Below are 16,966 nucleotides of genomic sequence, written 5' to 3' on the forward strand. Positions count from 1 at the left end.
ATCCCTTACTTTAATTTTTTCAGTATGTTAGCTAAACGTTGGTTGCCGCCGGCAACCGGAGCCCACTGGTAGTGAACCACTGAAATTTCGTTGGCTTGCAGATCCTCGGCAAAGCTGCGCAGGCCTGCATTAATGACCGACACACCGTTCAGCAGCGCCGAAACCGGTTCGGTTGACTGAACAGGTTGCGGATCGGTCAGATAGCCGGCCAGCGCGACCGCTTCCGGCAGCGAATTCATCACCGCGATACCCGCATCGTTTAAGATGGCGATCTGCGCTGAGCGCTGCTGCGGGTCCTGCTCGGTACCGGTGACGGTGGCGATCACTGCCAGCGGATGGGCCGTACCGCGTTTTTCACGCACGCGTTTAACTTCGGTCGCCAGCGAGGTTGCCGGGTCCTCCTGCGCGCCATAGCCGATGACCACATCCAACAGCAGTACGCCGACCTGCGTCTGCTGGCTCAGCCGGGCAATTTCCTGATTGCGGGTTGACGGGTCAATCATCGGGTGCGGTTTACCCTGGGTGTAGAAATCGTCACCCATATCAATGATGCGATGACCGGCGGCGTTCAGCATTGAGCCGTGGTGGTGACTGCTGTCGGCATCAACGCCAAGGCGATCCGCCAGCAGCATCGCGCACTCTGCGGCCAGCGTGCCGCCTGCGTACAGACCGGAGATTTTGCCACCGCAGACAGCAGGCTGCTGTTCGGCCATCTGCTGCACGTGCCCCAGCATCGCGGCAAGGCGCGCGGCCTCATCCAGCGTGGCGGCGAAAGTAATATTGCCATCCTGCTTCTGGGCAGCTTTCGCGCCGAGGAACAGCGCCACTACCGGCTTGCCGAGGGTTTTCATTTCGGCGATAACCCGGGCACGTACCGCTTCAGCAGGGGGTTTGGAAACGAACGTCAGCACTTTGCTCTGTGGGTCGGCGGCCAGCATATGCAGCGCGCTGAGGGCGCTGATGCCGCCCACGTCGGCGGTTAAGTCACGGCCGCCCAGGCCGATAGCATGAGAAACACCCTGCCCTGCGAGGGTAATTTGCGAGGTCAGTTCCTGAATACCGGTGCCCGATGCGCCGATAATACCGATGCAGCCTTTCGGGGCCACGTTGGCAAAGGCCAGCGGTGCACCGGCGATATTGGCGGTGCCGCAGTCCGGCCCCATCACGATCAGTCCTTTTTCGCTGGCTTTGGTTTTCAGTGCGCGTTCCTGCTCCACGCTGACGTTGTCGGAAAACATCATCACGTTGCAGCCGTCGTCCAGCGCCTGATCGGCCAGCTGCCCGGCATATTCGCCGGCGATCGAAATGAGTACCAGATTGGCATCCGGCAGTTTCTGCCGTGCAGTACGCCAGCTGCGGGCCTTAAGCAGGCGTTTGCCGCCCTGCTGGCCCTGGGCAATCGCCTTCAATGCCGCATCGAGTTCGTCGGCAATTTCTGATGTAATGGATCCATCGGCGGATTCGGCTTTGATCGCCACGCAGATATCGTTAGGCGTTGCCTCATTAAATTCCGGGTGCCAGAAGCCGGTGGCCTCCAGCAGGGATTTATTCGCGGGTGTCCCCATCATCACCGATATTTCATCAACGCGTGGGGAATCGCTGAGCTTGCGGGAAATTAGCATCAGGCTGACTGAGTCCTGAAAACTCCCTTTTTTAAGAAAAGCATGGACCATAGTAATATCCTTAAACATCTTGTGAACATCACAATCATTAACGGCGGCTAAATATTTTCATAACCTGTATATTTCCGAGCCATTATTGCTGCCTGGAAAACTACAAATAAAAAGGGTTGATAAAGGTGAGTGCTATCACACTTTATCCATTGTTAGAAAAAATCGTCGAATACCCGCCTGATTAATAAATTCACTAAAAAAAGAAGGGATTATTTGTTAGAAATATTCTAACAATCACCGGTGCATTCAAAGAAAATTTGAGCCAATGGAATAATGCCTGCCTGGATCACATTATTTAACTCCCAGCTTTATACATTAGGCCGCAGAGGTGGATTAATTAAATCGCAGTAACCAAAGGACTATTTATGAAAGTCTCTAAGCAAGAATTATATCAACTTATTCGGAATAAAATTCATTCCGCCGGACTAAGCCAGGAACATGCCGGTATCGTCGCGGATGTTCTGGTACATGCTGATGCACGCGGCATCCATTCTCACGGAGCGGTAAGGGTAGAATATTACTCAGAGCGCATCAGCAAGGGAGGCACCAACAATCAGCCCCACTTCACCTTTGAAAAAACAGGTCCCTGCAGCGCGATTTTTGACGGCGACAACGGTGCCGGGCACGTAGCCGCGAAGCTGGCCATGGATCGCGCCATCGAAATGGCGAAAGAAAACGGCGTGGCGGTGGTCGGCGTTCGCCGCATCGGCCACAGCGGTGCACTTTCCTACTTTGTCCAGCAGGCGTCAAAAGCCGGTATGATTGGGATTTCCGTCTGTCAGTCCGATCCGATGGTCGTCCCCTACGGCGGCGCAGACGTTTATTACGGCACCAACCCGATCGCTTTCTCCGCACCGGCGGAAGGCGACGAGAATATTACCTTTGATATGGCCACCACCGTGCAGGCGTGGGGCAAAGTGCTGGACGCCCGTTCACGCAACGTGCCGATCCCGGATACCTGGGCCGTTGATGCCGAAGGCAAAAACACCACCGATCCTTTCGCCGTCAGCGGACTGCTGCCGATCGCCGGGCCTAAAGGCTACGGACTGATGATGATGGTTGATATCCTTTCCGGCATTCTGCTGGGCCTGCCTTTCGGTAAACATGTCAGTTCGATGTATCACGATCTCAGCGCAGGTCGCGAACTGGGGCAGCTGCATATTGTGCTAAATCCGAGCTATTTCACCAATGAAAGTAGTTTCCGTAAAAATATTAGCCAGGTCATGAAAGAGCTGAATGAAGTTAAACCGGCACCGGGCGTGGAAAAAGTGCTTTATCCTGGCCAGGGTAGCCATCTTCGTGAAATTGAAAGCGATCGTGACGGCATCGACATTGTAGACGAAATATATCAGTACCTGATTTCTGACGATATTTATCAAAAATCGTACGATCATAAAGATCCGTTTGCCAGCTAACGTCGTGGCAATAAATCACCGCGGCGCTGGCATCGTTTAAATAAATGCCACCGCCGTAACGTCTTATAAATAATCCGGGCAAAGCAGGGCTGCTGATTAAATGTACGTTTAACGCACTTTACTTTACCCAGGGAATTGCATAGCGGGAAGATAAAGATGAAAGATTTCCGACAAGACATTACCGATATTTCCGGAAAAATATCTAAAATCGGCGCCGATCCAACCGGCGGCATGACGCGCCTGCTGTACACCAAAGAGTGGGTAGAGGCGCAGAAAGCCCTGAAGCAGATTTTCGAAACCGCCGGATTTTCCGCCTCGCACGATGCCACCGGTAACCTGTCAGCCCGGTTGACCGGATCGAAATATCCCGAACAGACCATTCTTACCGGCTCTCATATTGATACCGTGGTCAACGGCGGTAATCTCGACGGCCAGTTCGGTATTGAAGCCTCTTTTCTCGCCGCAAACTTTCTGAAAGACACCTACGGCCCCCCGCTGCGTTCACTGGAAGTAATTGCGCTGGCCGAAGAGGAAGGCAGCCGCTTCCCATACGTCTTCTGGGGCAGTAAAAACATTTTTGGCCAGGCGCGACGCCAGGATGTGGAAAATATTGCTGATGCCAAAGGCGTCAACTTTGTCGATGCGATGCACAGCGCAGGCTTCGATTTCCGTCCCGAAGGGCAGCCTGTACGCAAAGATATCGCCGCCTTCGTTGAAATTCATATTGAGCAGGGCAAAGTGCTGGAAACCGAAGGAAAAACCATCGGTGTGGTGACCAGCATCGTTGGCCAGCGCCGCTACGACATCCGCCTGAAAGGTGAATCAAATCACGCCGGTACCACGCCGATGGGCTATCGCCGCGATACGGTCTATGCCTTCAGCCGCATCTGTACCGAATCTATTGCCAAAGCCCGTGCGGAAGGCGATCCGCTGGTGCTGACCTTCGGTAAGGTGGAACCGAAGCCCAATACGGTCAACGTGGTTCCCGGCTTTACGCATTTCACCATGGACTGCCGCCATACCGATGCGGCCGCGCTGGATCGATTCACGCTGGAAATTGAAGCGGATATGCGCCGTATCTGCGACGAAATGGGTATTGAAATTGAGATCGACCGCTGGATGGACGAGAAGCCCATTCCAATGGATAAGCAGCTGGTTGAGTGCGTCAGCCATCTGTGTGAAAAACACAAAGTCAATTACCGCCTGATCCATAGCGGCGCAGGCCACGATTCGCAAATTTTCTCTCCGCACGTACCAACGGTGATGATCTTCGTGCCAAGCATCGATGGCATCAGTCACAACCCGGCGGAAAAAACCCATCTTTATGACCTGGCGGAAGGGGTGAAAGTGCTGGCCCATACCCTTTATCAACTCGCCTGGACCGAAGAGGGAGGCAGCCTGTGAGTAATGGTAAAGTGGCACCCAGTAGCGGGTTCGATCCGCTGTACTGGAAGAAAATCGTCGTTGTCCTCTGTCTTGGTTGGGCGGTGATCTGGATTTATCGCACCATTCTGACACCTATCTTCCCTGAAATTCAGGCCACCATTGGCTCGCATTCCAACGCGGAAATGGGGCTGATCGCCAGCTTCTATTTCTTTGCCTACACCGGTATGCAGATCCCATCCGGGATTCTGGTCGATAAGTTCGGCAAAAAGGTCGTGCTGATACCGGGCTTCTGCCTGTTTATTATCGCCACGCTGCTGATTGGTAACGCTACCAGCCTGACCATGGTTTATGTAGGCAGCCTGCTTGCCGGTATGGGCTGTGGCTCTTATTACGGCTCTGCCTATTCGCTGTCGTCAGAAAATATTCCGCTGGAGCGTCGTGGTCTTGCTACGGCAATTATCAACAGCGGTTCAGCACTGGGGATGGCCATCGGTCTGATCGCCTCCAGCCTGCTGGTGAAAAGTATGGGGATGGACTGGCAGCTGACAATTTTTATGATCACCGCCCTGCTGGTGATCATGACCCTCGTCTTTGCCGTGGTGATTAAAGGCGGTTCTTTCAGTAGCCATCTGGCCAGCCAGCCGGCCAGCACCACTGCAGCCGCCGCACAGGAAGAAACGAACGAAGCTAGCGGACTGTTCAGCATACGCATGATTTCAGCGTATCTGATGTATTTCGCTACCTGTTACGGCTACTACATGATCGTCACCTGGCTGCCGTCGTTCCTGCAGCAGGAGCGTGGATTTGAAGGCGTAGCGATCGGCTTCTCCTCCGCGCTGGTGGCCTTTGCTTCCGTTCCGGGTGCGCTGTTCTTCAGCCGCATGTCGGATCGTTTCCGTAACAAAAAAGTCCAGTTGATCATCTTCCTTGAGCTGTGTGCGGCGGTGATGCTGGTCTGTACGGTGATTTCACCGGACTCCACCACGCTGCTGATCAGCCTGATCCTTTACGGACTGCTGGGCAAGCTGGCAGTTGACCCGATCATGATTTCATTCGTTGCCGATAACGCACCGAAGAAAGGCTACGGCACCAGCTTCGGCGTCTTTAATTTCTTCGGCATGTCCTCTTCGGTGATCGCCCCCTTCCTGACCGGGGTGATTTCCGACAACACCGGTTCCAAGGTGATGGGCTTCTATATTTCAGCCGGCATTCTGGTCTTGGGTACGCTGATCTTCTTCATCGTGAACGTACTGATGAAGCAGAAAAGTAAACGTCAGACTGCGGCACAGGCATAACGCTGTATCCGGCCACCAGCCAGGTGGCCGCTAAATTTTTAAGGAGAATTATTATGGGATACTTTACGAATCAGATTGGCTATCCAAAAGATCTTCTGGCATCGCGCTCAATTATTAAACGTAAAAACTATGCGCTGATCCCACCGGAAGGCCTGGTTAGAAACGTCATTCCCGGTTTTGAAAACTGCGACGTTACTATTCTGGCCACGCCAAAGCTCGGTGCCACTTTCGTGGATTATCTGGTCACCCTGCACGATGGGGGGCGCAACCAGCAAGGATTTGGCGGAGAAAACGTTGAAACCTTCGTCTATGTGATTGACGGTAAGGTTACCGCCTCTGCCGACAGCACCCACTATCCCCTGACCAGCGGTGGCTATCTGTATTGTCCCGCGGGCGTGACGTTGTGCCTGGAAAATACCAACGACGGCCAGCCAAGCCAGCTGTTCCTGTATAAGCGAACCTACCAGCGCATCAAAGGCTACGAGGCCCACGTAGTCAGCGACAACGTGAAAAACCTCGAGAAAATTCACTATGAGGGAATGAGCGACGTCACCCTGCAGGACCTGCTGCCGAAAGAGCTGGGTTTTGATATGAACATGCATATTCTCTCCTTCAAGCCCGGTGCCAGCCACGGTTACGTGGAAACCCACGTGCAGGAGCACGGAGCCTATGTGCTGACCGGCGCAGGCGTGTACAACCTTGATAACGAATGGATACCGGTGAAAAAAGGCGACTACATCTTTATGGGCGCCTATGTACCGCAGGCGGGATACGCGGTAGGTAAAGAGGAGTTCAGCTACATCTACTCAAAAGACTGCAATCGCGATGTAGACTGCTGATGTAAACCGGACGGACCATGCCATTTACGGCATGGTCTGTAGTAACTGTTAGTCCCTTTCAACTTTCTGCAACATTCATCAACTCTTTTCTGGCTCTGCATCATCATTCGTCAGCTATTATCCTGTTAGGCTTAGCGTTTGCCGTCCGGTTATTGGGCGTGTTTATCAGGAGCCTATTCTCTGTGCTTGACCAGGAAACTATCCGTACCTTTATCCACGTGGCGGAAAGCCACAGCTTTTCTAAAACGGCCGAAGCGCTGTTCAAAACCCCTGCGGCCATCAGCTACCGGATAAAAATGCTGGAGGAGGATGTCGGTACCCAGCTGTTTATGCGAACCACCCGCATCGTGCAGCTGACGCCAGCGGGCGATCACCTGCTGGAACGCTGCCGGCAGTGGCTGGCGTGGCTGGATGCCATGCCGGGTGAACTGCAACAAATTAATCACGGTGTTGAGCGCCAGGTGAACATCGTGATTAATAATCTGCTCTACTCACCGCAGGCCGTGGCCCGACTGCTGGCGCACCTGCATCAAAAATTCCCGCTGACTCAGTTTCTGATCTCCCGCCAGGTGTATATGGGCGTGTGGGATTCCCTGCTGCATGACGACTTCCAACTGGCAATTGGCGTGACCGGTTCGGAAGCACTGGCTAACAACGTCAGTATGCTGGAACTGGGTGGCGTCAGCTGGCTGTTTGTGGTGGCATCGGATCATCCTCTCGCCGATTGCGAGGAGCCGCTGCATGAGGACAAACTGCGTGCATGGCCGGCGATCAATATCGAAGACACCTCACGCAACCTGACCAAACGGGTGGCCTGGCTGCTACCGGGGCAAAAAGAAATTATCGTTCCCGATCTGAGCAGCAAGCTGGAGTGCCATTTGCAGGGATTAGGCGTTGGCTTCCTGCCTGCGGAACTCTGCCAGCGTTATATCAACAGCGGCCAGCTGGTCAGCTGCGAGGTCGCTAATCAGCGGCAACCTTCACCGCTTTCTCTTGCCTGGAAAAATGAAGCGGGAAAAGCCGTGGAAGAAATTGTAGCTCTCTTCCAGCAGCGGGACAAAGCTATCGGTGGTTTTCTGCAAAATATCGACCATTCTGCGTAACGTCGCGCAAATTAGCGCTGGATGGGCAAAAAAAAAACTGTGCGGCTATGCTAGCGCGCATAAATACAGCAAACTGATAGCTGCAGGGCAGAAGCGAATCGGCCCTGATAATAACAATCCGGAGGTTATTAATGCTTGCTGTCATTCCCGTCATTATCATTCTGGCTCTGATCATTGTCTGGTCCGGTATCAAAATTGTCCCGCAGGGTTATCAGTGGACCGTCGAACGCTTTGGCCGCTATACCAACACGCTACAGCCCGGTTTAAATCTGGTGATCCCTTTTATGGATCGCATTGGCCGAAAAATTAATATGATGGAACAGGTGGTGGATATTCCTTCTCAGGAGATTATTTCGAAGGATAACGCCAGCGTGACTATTGATGCAGTCTGCTTTATTCAGGTGGTCGATCCGGCGCGCGCAGCCTATGAGGTCAGTAATCTTGAGCTGGCGATCATCAACCTTACCATGACCAATATGCGTACGGTGCTCGGCTCAATGGAGCTGGATGAGATGCTCTCGCAAAGAGACAATATCAACACCCGCCTGCTGCAAATCGTTGATGAAGCCACCAACCCGTGGGGGGTGAAAATCACCCGCATTGAGATCCGCGACGTGCGGCCACCGGCGGAGCTGATCGCCTCGATGAACGCTCAGATGAAAGCCGAACGTACCAAGCGAGCCGATATTCTTGAAGCTGAAGGCGTTCGCCAGGCAGCGATCCTGCGTGCGGAAGGGGAAAAGCAGTCGCAGATCCTGAAAGCAGAAGGTGAACGCCAGTCCGCATTCCTTGCAGCTGAAGCGCGTGAACGTGGTGCCGAAGCCGAAGCGCGAGCCACTAAGATGGTATCTGAAGCGATTGCCGCCGGGGATATTCAGGCGATTAACTACTTCGTGGCACAAAAATATACCGATGCGTTACAAAATATCGGGGCCGCAAACAACAGTAAGGTGGTGATGATGCCGCTGGATGCCAGCAGCCTGCTGAGCTCTATTGCCGGTATCAGCGAACTGCTCGGTGAGCGTAAACCTGGGCGGAATCGCTGATGATTGTTGAACTGCTGGCAAATCCCTGGTGGCTGTGGCTGACGCTGGGTGGGCTGCTGCTGGCTGCCGAGATGCTGGGCACCAGCGGATATCTGCTGTGGAGCGGCATTGCTGCCGTACTGCTTGCTCTGCTGGTGTGGCTGGTGCCGATGCCATGGGAATGGCAGGGGATAAGTTTTGCAGTGCTGACCGTACTTGCCGCGCTGTGGTGGCATCGCTGGCTACAGCGCCGCAATCGTCGCCTGCCGCCCTCCTCACTTAATCAGCGCGGTCAGCAGCTTATTGGCCGCCGTTTGACGCTGGACAGTGCCCTCGTCAACGGTTTTGGCCACGTGAAAATTGGTGACGGAAACTGGCGCGTGCAGGCAGCGGAAGACCTGCCCGCGGGCTGCGACATTGTCGTGATCGCCGTTGAGGGTATTACCCTGCAGGTTGCGCGCCAGGAGAATTAAGCCGGTTTTTTCGTTGAACAACAGCCTGCCAGGTGATTGATAATCGGGCAGTCCGCGCTGTCATCGCCGGGACAGCTGGCTGCCATCTCGAGCAGCCGCAGGCGCATCTGCGCCAGCTGTTCGATATGATCCTCAATCTCCTTCACTTTTTCCAGCGTGCGCGCTTTGACATCGGCGCTGTGCCGCTGCGGGTCGTTGAGCAGGCTGACCATTTCCCGGCACTCATCAAGATTAAACCCGACCTGCCGCGCCTGGCGCAGCAGCGTCAGCTCTTCCAGCTGCTTAGCCGAGTAAGTGCGATAGCCGTTATCGCTACGCAGCGGCGGTGTGACCAGCCCTTTTTCTTCATAGAAGCGAATTGCTTTATTGGTCAGACCGGTTTTTCTGGCGACCTCACTGATATTCATACTTGCTCCTTGACCTTCACCTTGATGGAAGGTTTAACCTTCATAACTACTGTAAATTACGCACCGGGTCAAACCGGGCAACAAGGAGTTTTCTATGTCACATACCACACTACTGGCACTGGATGGCCTGACCTGTGGCCACTGCGTTAAACGGGTTCAGGAAACGCTGGTCAAACTCGATAATGTTGAACAGGCCGACGTTACGGTAAGTGAAGCACGCGTCACCGGTACCGCCAGCGCAGAAGTGCTGATTGCCGCCGTGGAAGGCGCAGGCTATCACGCCACCCTGTCAGCGGACGACAGCTACCCAAAGTCTGATCCGCTGACAGAATCAGAACCTCAGCCGGAAGCGCTGACAGCGGCCGTTTCCCAGCTTCCGGCATCCGACGCTGGCGACAGCTATCAGTTGTTGATTGACGGCATGAGCTGCGCCAGCTGCGTCGGACGAGTACAGAATGCCTTACAAAACGTGCCAGGCGTCAGCCAGGCACGGGTTAACCTCGCTGAGCGCAGTGCGCTGGTGCTCGGCACCGCCTCGCCGCAAACGCTGATCGATGCGGTCAGCAACGCGGGATACGCTGCCGAAATTATCGAAGATGAAACCGAACGCCGCGAAAAGCAGCAGCAGAGTGCGCAAAGCGCCACGCGCCGCTTCCGCTGGCAGGCCGCGCTGGCTCTAGCCCTCGGTGTTCCGCTTATGGGCTGGGGGATGATCGGTGACAATATGATGCTCACCGCAGAGAACCGCAGCGGCTGGCTGGTCGTTGGCGTACTCACCCTGCTGGTGATGATCGTCGCCGGGGGGCATTTCTACCGCAGCGCCTGGCGCAGCCTGATGAATCGCACCGCCACCATGGATACCCTGGTGGCCCTCGGCACTGGTGCGGCCTGGCTCTTCTCCATCAGCGTCAATCTGTGGCCTGAATGGTTCCCGATGGAAGCCCGCCACCTCTATTACGAAGCCAGCGCGATGATTATCGGCCTGATTAACCTCGGCCATATGCTGGAACAGCGCGCCCGCCAGCGTTCCTCGCAGGCGTTGGAAAAGCTGCTGGATTTGACTCCCCCAACCGCTCGCGTTGTCACCGATTCCGGCGAGAAAGTGCTGCCGCTGAGCGAAGTTCAGCTGGGTATGACGCTACGCGTGACTACCGGCGATCGCGTGCCGGTCGATGGCACCATTGTGCAGGGCGAAGCCTGGCTGGATGAGGCGATGCTGACCGGCGAGGCCATCCCGCAGCAAAAATCACTGGGCGATACCGTTCACGCGGGAACGGTCCTTCAGGACGGCAGCGTGCTGTTCAGCGCGCAGGCGATCGGTAAAAACACCACGCTTTCGCGAATTATTCAGCTGGTGCGCCAGGCACAGAGCAGCAAGCCCGAAATCGGTCAGCTGGCTGATAAAATTTCTGCGGTTTTTGTTCCCGTAGTGGTGTTGATTGCCCTGCTGAGCGCGGCGATCTGGTATTTTGTCGGCCCCGCGCCGCAGATCGTCTATACGCTGGTGATTGCCACCACCGTACTGATCATTGCCTGCCCCTGCGCTCTGGGGCTGGCAACGCCGATGTCGATTATCTCCGGCGTAGGTCGCGCGGCTGAATTTGGCGTGCTGGTGCGTGATGCCGATGCACTTCAGCGTGCCAGCACGCTGACCACACTGGTGTTTGATAAAACCGGTACGCTGACCGAAGGCGCACCGCGCGTGGTAGAAGTTGTACTATTTAATGGCGCGACGGCAGCGAACGTTGAGCGCCAGTCTGCGGCCCTCGAGCAGGGCTCCAGCCATCCGCTGGCGCGAGCGATTATCGACCACGCGGCGATAGCGTTGCTGCCGGAAGTTGCGCAATTTCGTACAATACCGGGCCTGGGGGTTAGCGGCATACTTGACGGCAAACCGCTGCTGCTGGGTAATCTGGCGCTGATGGAGCAGCAAAAGATCGATACCAGCGAGATTACGGGAACGCTGGCTAAGCATGCCGCCAATGGCTCCACGCCGGTGCTGCTGGCGGCTGAGGGAAAAATCGTTGCGCTATTTGCCATACGCGATCCGCTGCGTCAGGAAAGCGTCAGTGCATTGCAGCGCCTGCATCGCCGCGGCTATCAGCTGGTGATGCTGACCGGCGATAATGAGATCACTGCCAACGCCATCGCCCGGGAAGCAGGTATCGATCGAGTAATAGCGGGAGTACTGCCTGAAGGCAAAGCTCAGGCGATTAGCCAGCTTCAGCAGCAGGGCCAGCAGGTAGCGATGATCGGTGACGGTATTAATGATGCCCCGGCGCTGGCGCAGGCCGATGTCGGCATTGCGATGGGCGGCGGCAGCGATGTTGCCATTGAAACAGCAGCGATTACCTTAATGCGTCAGGATCTGAACGCCGTGGCGGACGCACTGGCGATTGCTAAAGCCACCCTGCGCAATATGAAACAGAACCTGCTGGGCGCGTTTATTTACAACGCCTGCGGCATCCCGATTGCGGCTGGAATACTCTATCCGCTGACCGGTACGTTGCTGAATCCGGTCGTGGCCGGCGCGGCGATGGCGCTCTCTTCAATCACCGTGGTGAGTAATGCAAACCGCCTGATTCGCTACCGTCCGCCGCAGGATTAACGTTTCAGAGCACGGACTGTAGTGCTGCGTTTTGCCCTGTCGCTTAGCGACTTATCGCGTTAGCATGAGGACTATAAACGCGATCCGCCGGGGGAACAATGGGGAAGGTCATTCACGCACTGCGGCAGCTGTCACGCAAGTTCTGGCCGGTAGAGTATCGTTATCCGGCTCTGGATATTTCCCTGGGCCAGAGGCACCTGCATCTGGTGGGCAGTATCCATATGGGCACGCGCAATATGTCTCCGCTGCCGGGGCAGTTGCTCAATCAGCTGCAGTATGCTGATGCCCTGATTGTAGAAGCAGATATCACTACCGGCGGCTCCCCCTTCAGCGATAGTGAGATCTGCCCCCCACTGGCAGAGCGGTTGTCTGCCGAACGATTTCAGCTGCTGGAAAAGCTGTGCAGTGAACTGAATATCGATTTGCCGCGTATCGATACCCTGCCAGCCTGGCAAGTGGCGCTGATGCTCCAGGCGCAGCAGGCGCAGCGGCTCGGGCTACGCGCCGACTGCGGCATTGATTACCAGCTGTTGCAGACGGCGAAAGAACGGCAGATTAAAATCATTGAGCTGGAAGGGCCGGAAACCCAGCTGGCGCTGCTTAAATCTCTGCCGGATCAAGGCATGATGCTACTGGAAGATACGTTGCAGCACTGGCACGTTAATGCCCGGCTGCTGCAAACGATGGTCAGCTGGTGGCTGGAGGCCCCGCCGGGCAGCAGTGGAAAAACGGTACTGCCGGATACCTTCAGCAGCAGCCTGAGCGATTTACTGATGCATCAGCGTAATGAGCGATGGTGCCAGCAGCTGCACGCACTGCCAGCGGGGCGTTATATTTTAGCGGTTGGCGCACTGCATCTTTACGGTGAGGGAAATCTCCCGGATCTGCTGGGGCGCTAAAAAAAATGGCCGATATCTCTATCGGCCAGTCAATAATGAAGTTTTTATGATTTTGGTTATCTATCAGCACGGGTGCTGACGCGGGGCAGATTGTCGCTCAATGCGCACTTTTTCTCCAGTACTTTTATTCACCAATTTTAAGCGGCGTGCGCGCGGAATGAACAGGAAGGATTAAAGCGATGACTCCGGCGGTAAAAATATTAGAAAAACAAAAAGTAAACTTTACGCTGCATCCTTACGAGCACGATAGCAACGAAACCAACTTCGGTGATGAGGCAGTGCGTAAGCTCAATCTTGACGCCGAGCGAGTGTATAAAACGCTGCTGGTGGCGATCAACGGCGATAATAAAACCCTCGCAGTTGCCGTCACTCCGGTTGCCGGCCAGCTGGATCTGAAGAAAGTGGCGAAAGCGCTGGGAGCCAAAAAAGTCGAGATGGCCGATCCGCAGTTCGCCCAGCGCAGCACCGGCTATCTTCTGGGCGGCATCAGCCCGCTGGGGCAAAAAAAGCGCCTGCCGACGGTCATTGACCATCTGGCACAGCACTTTGAAACGATCTATGTTTCCGGCGGCAAGCGCGGGCTGGATCTCGAACTGGCTCCGGGTGACCTGGAAAAACTGCTTAACGCCGGTTTTGCCGATATCGCCAAGCGCGATTAATCCGGTCGCTGGCTGACCAACTGATCAATCATCCAGCGCCCAGCCGGGCCGGGCGGTGAGAGCCGCGACCAGGCAACATCCACCCGAATGTTTTGCGGCCAGCCCGTCACCGGCAATTCACGCAGCAGCCGATGGCCAAACTGTTCGGTCAGCCAGCGCGGCAGCACACTCCAGCCAAATCCCTGCTCCGCCATCTCCAGCAGCAGCAGATACGACGGTGCCAGCCAGATTTTACCTCCCGGCATCGGTTCCTGTTCAGCCCAGGTATTCAGCCGCAGCTGGCGGATACCCTGCAGTTCGACCTCCGTTACGCTATCCTGCTGCGCCAGAGGATGATCCTTATGCAGGTAAATCGCCATTTTGGCTTCCACCTGCAGACGTCGCAGGCTGATATTTGCCGGATAGCGGTCCTGCACGCGGATCACGCCGACATGCGCCCTGCCGCTTTGCAGCAGATCGATAACATCGCCATCTTCGGCAATCATGCATTCAAACTCAATATCCGGATAACGACTGGCAAAGCGTTTAAGCAGATGTTCGTGATGATCGGCCTGCCAGAAATCGGAGATCGCCAGCCGTAAACAGGGCTCGACGTCGCCCGCCAGGCGCATCGCCAGTTCATCCAGCTGTGCTGCGGCATTGAGAATAACGTTAACCTGCGTCAGCACCCGCTGGCCGTCTTCAGTCAGCACCGGGGTACGAGCTTCGCGGTTAAACAGTATCAGCCCGAGGTCGCTTTCCAGATTGGCCACGGCCGTGCTGACCGTTGACTGGCTTTTACGCAGCGCCCGCGCGGCGGCAGAAAATGAGCCGCTTTCTACGGTTTGTACAAACGCTTCCAGAGATTCCGGTGAATAACGCATCGCTGATGTATCGCTTTTTTCGATGGATAATCATTTTATCTTAGCAGCAAAAGGATAGAAAATACGCTTCCTAAATCACACAGGAGGACATATGTCCACTCGTACGCTGAAAGAACGTTTTTATCATGCTGCAGGCTACGAACTGGTGGCCATCGCGATCATTTCCCCAGTTGCCGCATGGCTTATGAACAAACCGCTTTTTCAGATGGGTGCACTGGCCATTATGCTTTCCACCGTGGCGATGCTCTGGAACATGATTTATAACGCCGGGTTCGATAGGCTGTTCCCGCGCGAACGCATACAGCGTGGACTGGTGCTGCGCGTGATGCATGCTCTGGGCTTCGAAGGCGGATTTATTCTGATTGGTCTGCCGCTGGCAGCCTGGATGCTGGGTGTGACGCTGTGGCAGGCATTTCTGGTTGAGCTGGGGTTTTTCCTGTTCTTCCTGCCCTACACGATGGTGTACAACTGGGTCTACGATATGCTTCGTGACCGCCTGATTCGTTCACGCGAGCAGCGTAGCCAGGCACACACCTCATCCTGAATGTACGGATACGGAGCGCCAATGTGCTCCGTATCCGGCGTTCACGCCTGCTTTACTCTGCTTTTTTGTACACAATTTCATCGGCAGGCTGGTACTTCGCCGCATCTAGCGGGGAGTGGCCCTGAATGTACTGCTTCAGCACTTCCGCATCGACAAAGCCGGTATTAACATAGCTGGCCTGCTTATCCACTTCCGGGTAGCCGTCGCCGCCAGTGGCGTTGAAGCTCAGGGTAGCCATACGGTAAATCTTATCGTCCTGCAGCGATTCACCGTTAATCTTCACGTCGCTGACCCCGCTGCCGTCGGCAATCAGGCTGACGCGGGCAAACTGCGCATAGGCACCAGAATCGACCTGCTTGTTAGCTACTACCGCCAGATAATCACGCACTTCGCTGCCTTTCATATCGACATAAACCAGTGTATTACCGAACGGCTGCACCTTAAGCACGTCTTTATAGGTGATATCTCCGGCCTCAATAGAGTCGCGCACGCCGCCGCCGCTCATCACCGCAAAGTCGGCTTTGGTCCGTTCAATCTGCCCTTCAAGGATCAATCGCGCCATATTGGTCTGCACGAAGCGAACCTTGCTGCGATCGCCTTCAAGATGGCCATTAACGCTGCCAATTTTCACCCCAAGCTGTGCCTCGCCCTTCTTCTGGAACGGTGTCAGCAGTTTCATCATCGCCGGATTTTTATCGATTTCCGCGGTGTAATTCACCCAACTGGTGCCGCCGTCGGCGTTAGTGACTTTATGTTTCAGATTGATCGGTACCAGTTCGTAATGTTCCAGCTTCAGCTTGCCGTTGCGGAAAGTGAAATCGGCGCGGCCAATATATTTTCCCCACTCATGGGCCTGCACGATCCAGGTGCCGTTCTGGCGATCCGGCGTACAAGGAGTGCCCGGAACGTAGTCTGCCTGTTTGACGTTTTCCTGCGCCATACACACCGGGTCCTGTGAATGGCCACCCACGATCATATCCAGGTAGCCTGCGGGCAATTCACGGGCCATTTCTACATCGCCCGGCGCATTCGAACCATGATTACCGTTGTCATAATGCCCCATATGGGTAGCGGCAATAATCACATCCGGTTTTTCTTTTGCGCGCAGCTCTTCCACCACCGCTTTCGCTTCGGTTGCCGGTTTGTGAAACACGATATCGGTAAAGTTTTCCGGGTTGCCAATCCTAGCCGTGTCGTCGGTGGTCAGGCCGATCACGGCGATCTTCAGTCCCTTACGGTTAAACAACGCGTACGGCTGGAACAGGCGCTTGCCGGTACTTTTTTGATAGATATTGGCGGAAAGCAGCGGGAACTTCGCCCACTTTTGCTGCTGGCGAAGCACCGACAGCGGGTTATCAAATTCGTGGTTACCAATCGCCATGGCATCGTAGCCGATCAGATTCATCCCGCGGAAATCAGGCTCGGCATCCTGTAAGTCGGATTCCGGTACGCCGGTATTGATGTCACCGCCGGAGAGGATTAGCACTGCCCCGCCGTGCGACTGCACGTCCAGACGGATCTTATCCATCATGGTTTTCTGTGCCGCCAGCCCGTATTCACCGCGTTCATTGTTCCAGAACCGCCCGTGGTGATCGTTGGTATGCAGCACGGTGAATTTATAGGTACGGTCTTTTACCCATGCCTGTGCCACCAGCGGCGCGCTAAGCAGCCCGACGGCCAGCACACTCAGGATACGTTTATTGAATACCAGCACTGCGCTTCTCCTTGTTTCATCAACCGCAAACAAACCCGCACAAATGCGGCTTTGGCAAAATAA

General features: G+C 55.1%; 15 protein-coding genes. 11 read left to right on the forward strand and 4 right to left on the reverse strand.

Annotation, left to right across the window (positions count from 1 at the left end; genetic code table 11):
- Window positions 1-5: 5 nt before the first annotated feature.
- On the reverse strand, window positions 6-1,673 hold the full coding sequence (locus AC07U6_RS19660) for an acyl-CoA synthetase FdrA (RefSeq protein WP_494761817.1): 1,668 nt from the start codon (window positions 1,671-1,673) through the stop codon (window positions 6-8).
- Between the two features lie 365 nt (window positions 1,674-2,038).
- Between AC07U6_RS19660 and allD the strand changes: the two genes are divergently transcribed.
- From allD to AC07U6_RS19695, 7 genes are all read left to right on the forward strand, one after another.
- Window positions 2,039-3,088, forward strand: coding sequence for an ureidoglycolate dehydrogenase (gene allD / locus AC07U6_RS19665; protein ID WP_494761816.1), 1,050 nt, complete (start codon window positions 2,039-2,041; stop codon window positions 3,086-3,088).
- A 156-nt stretch (window positions 3,089-3,244) separates the two neighbouring features.
- Window positions 3,245-4,492, forward strand: a complete 1,248-nt coding sequence (gene allC, locus AC07U6_RS19670) for an allantoate deiminase (protein WP_494761815.1) — start codon at window positions 3,245-3,247, stop codon at window positions 4,490-4,492.
- Complete coding sequence (locus tag AC07U6_RS19675) at window positions 4,489-5,769, forward strand: MFS transporter (protein ID WP_494761814.1); 1,281 nt, start codon at window positions 4,489-4,491, stop codon at window positions 5,767-5,769. Before allC ends, AC07U6_RS19675 begins: the two co-directional genes overlap by 4 nt.
- 53 nt (window positions 5,770-5,822) lie before the next feature.
- Window positions 5,823-6,608 carry a (S)-ureidoglycine aminohydrolase gene (allE, locus tag AC07U6_RS19680; RefSeq protein ID WP_494761813.1) on the forward strand — a complete coding sequence of 262 codons (786 nt, stop codon included), beginning with the start codon at window positions 5,823-5,825 and terminating at the stop codon, window positions 6,606-6,608.
- Window positions 6,609-6,790: 182 nt separating this feature from the next.
- On the forward strand, window positions 6,791-7,711 hold the full coding sequence (gene allS / locus AC07U6_RS19685; protein ID WP_494761812.1) for an HTH-type transcriptional activator AllS: 921 nt from the start codon (window positions 6,791-6,793) through the stop codon (window positions 7,709-7,711).
- Between the two features lie 131 nt (window positions 7,712-7,842).
- Complete coding sequence (locus AC07U6_RS19690) at window positions 7,843-8,757, forward strand: SPFH domain-containing protein (protein WP_494761811.1); 915 nt, start codon at window positions 7,843-7,845, stop codon at window positions 8,755-8,757.
- Window positions 8,757-9,209, forward strand: a complete 453-nt coding sequence (locus AC07U6_RS19695) for an NfeD family protein (protein ID WP_494761810.1) — start codon at window positions 8,757-8,759, stop codon at window positions 9,207-9,209. Before AC07U6_RS19690 ends, AC07U6_RS19695 begins: the two co-directional genes overlap by 1 nt.
- On the opposite strand, the gene cueR is transcribed toward AC07U6_RS19695, so the two are convergent.
- The gene (gene cueR, locus AC07U6_RS19700) at window positions 9,206-9,616 is read right to left on the reverse strand and encodes a Cu(I)-responsive transcriptional regulator (RefSeq protein ID WP_494761809.1); all 411 of its coding nucleotides are present in this window, start codon (window positions 9,614-9,616) and stop codon (window positions 9,206-9,208) included. The two genes, AC07U6_RS19695 and cueR, sit on opposite strands and share 4 nt — an antisense overlap.
- A 94-nt stretch (window positions 9,617-9,710) precedes the next feature.
- Between cueR and copA the strand changes: the two genes are divergently transcribed.
- From copA to ybaK, 3 genes are all read left to right on the forward strand, one after another.
- Entirely contained in the window at window positions 9,711-12,224 is a 2,514-nt protein-coding gene (gene copA / locus AC07U6_RS19705) for a copper-exporting P-type ATPase CopA (RefSeq protein ID WP_494761808.1), read from the forward strand.
- Window positions 12,225-12,322: 98 nt separating this feature from the next.
- Window positions 12,323-13,123: a TraB/GumN family protein gene (locus AC07U6_RS19710; protein ID WP_494761807.1), complete on the forward strand. Its 801-nt coding sequence runs from the start codon at window positions 12,323-12,325 to the stop codon at window positions 13,121-13,123.
- Between the two features lie 179 nt (window positions 13,124-13,302).
- Window positions 13,303-13,782 (forward strand): Cys-tRNA(Pro)/Cys-tRNA(Cys) deacylase YbaK, encoded by a 480-nt coding sequence (ybaK, locus tag AC07U6_RS19715; RefSeq protein WP_494761806.1) that lies wholly within the window; start codon window positions 13,303-13,305, stop codon window positions 13,780-13,782.
- Here the strand turns inward: ybaK and AC07U6_RS19720 are convergent.
- Window positions 13,779-14,645 (reverse strand): LysR family transcriptional regulator, encoded by an 867-nt coding sequence (locus AC07U6_RS19720; protein WP_494761805.1) that lies wholly within the window; start codon window positions 14,643-14,645, stop codon window positions 13,779-13,781. The two genes, ybaK and AC07U6_RS19720, sit on opposite strands and share 4 nt — an antisense overlap.
- Window positions 14,646-14,736: 91 nt before the next feature.
- On the opposite strand from AC07U6_RS19720, the gene AC07U6_RS19725 reads away from it, so the two are divergent.
- On the forward strand, window positions 14,737-15,189 hold the full coding sequence (locus AC07U6_RS19725; protein WP_494761804.1) for a multidrug/biocide efflux PACE transporter: 453 nt from the start codon (window positions 14,737-14,739) through the stop codon (window positions 15,187-15,189).
- Between the two features lie 52 nt (window positions 15,190-15,241).
- Here AC07U6_RS19725 and ushA read toward each other — a convergent pair whose 3' ends face one another.
- Window positions 15,242-16,882 (reverse strand): bifunctional UDP-sugar hydrolase/5'-nucleotidase UshA, encoded by a 1,641-nt coding sequence (gene ushA / locus AC07U6_RS19730; protein WP_494764445.1) that lies wholly within the window; start codon window positions 16,880-16,882, stop codon window positions 15,242-15,244.
- Between the last annotated feature and the right edge of the window lie 84 nt (window positions 16,883-16,966).

Source organism: Erwinia sp. GW821-FHT03D09, from assembly GCF_059420805.1.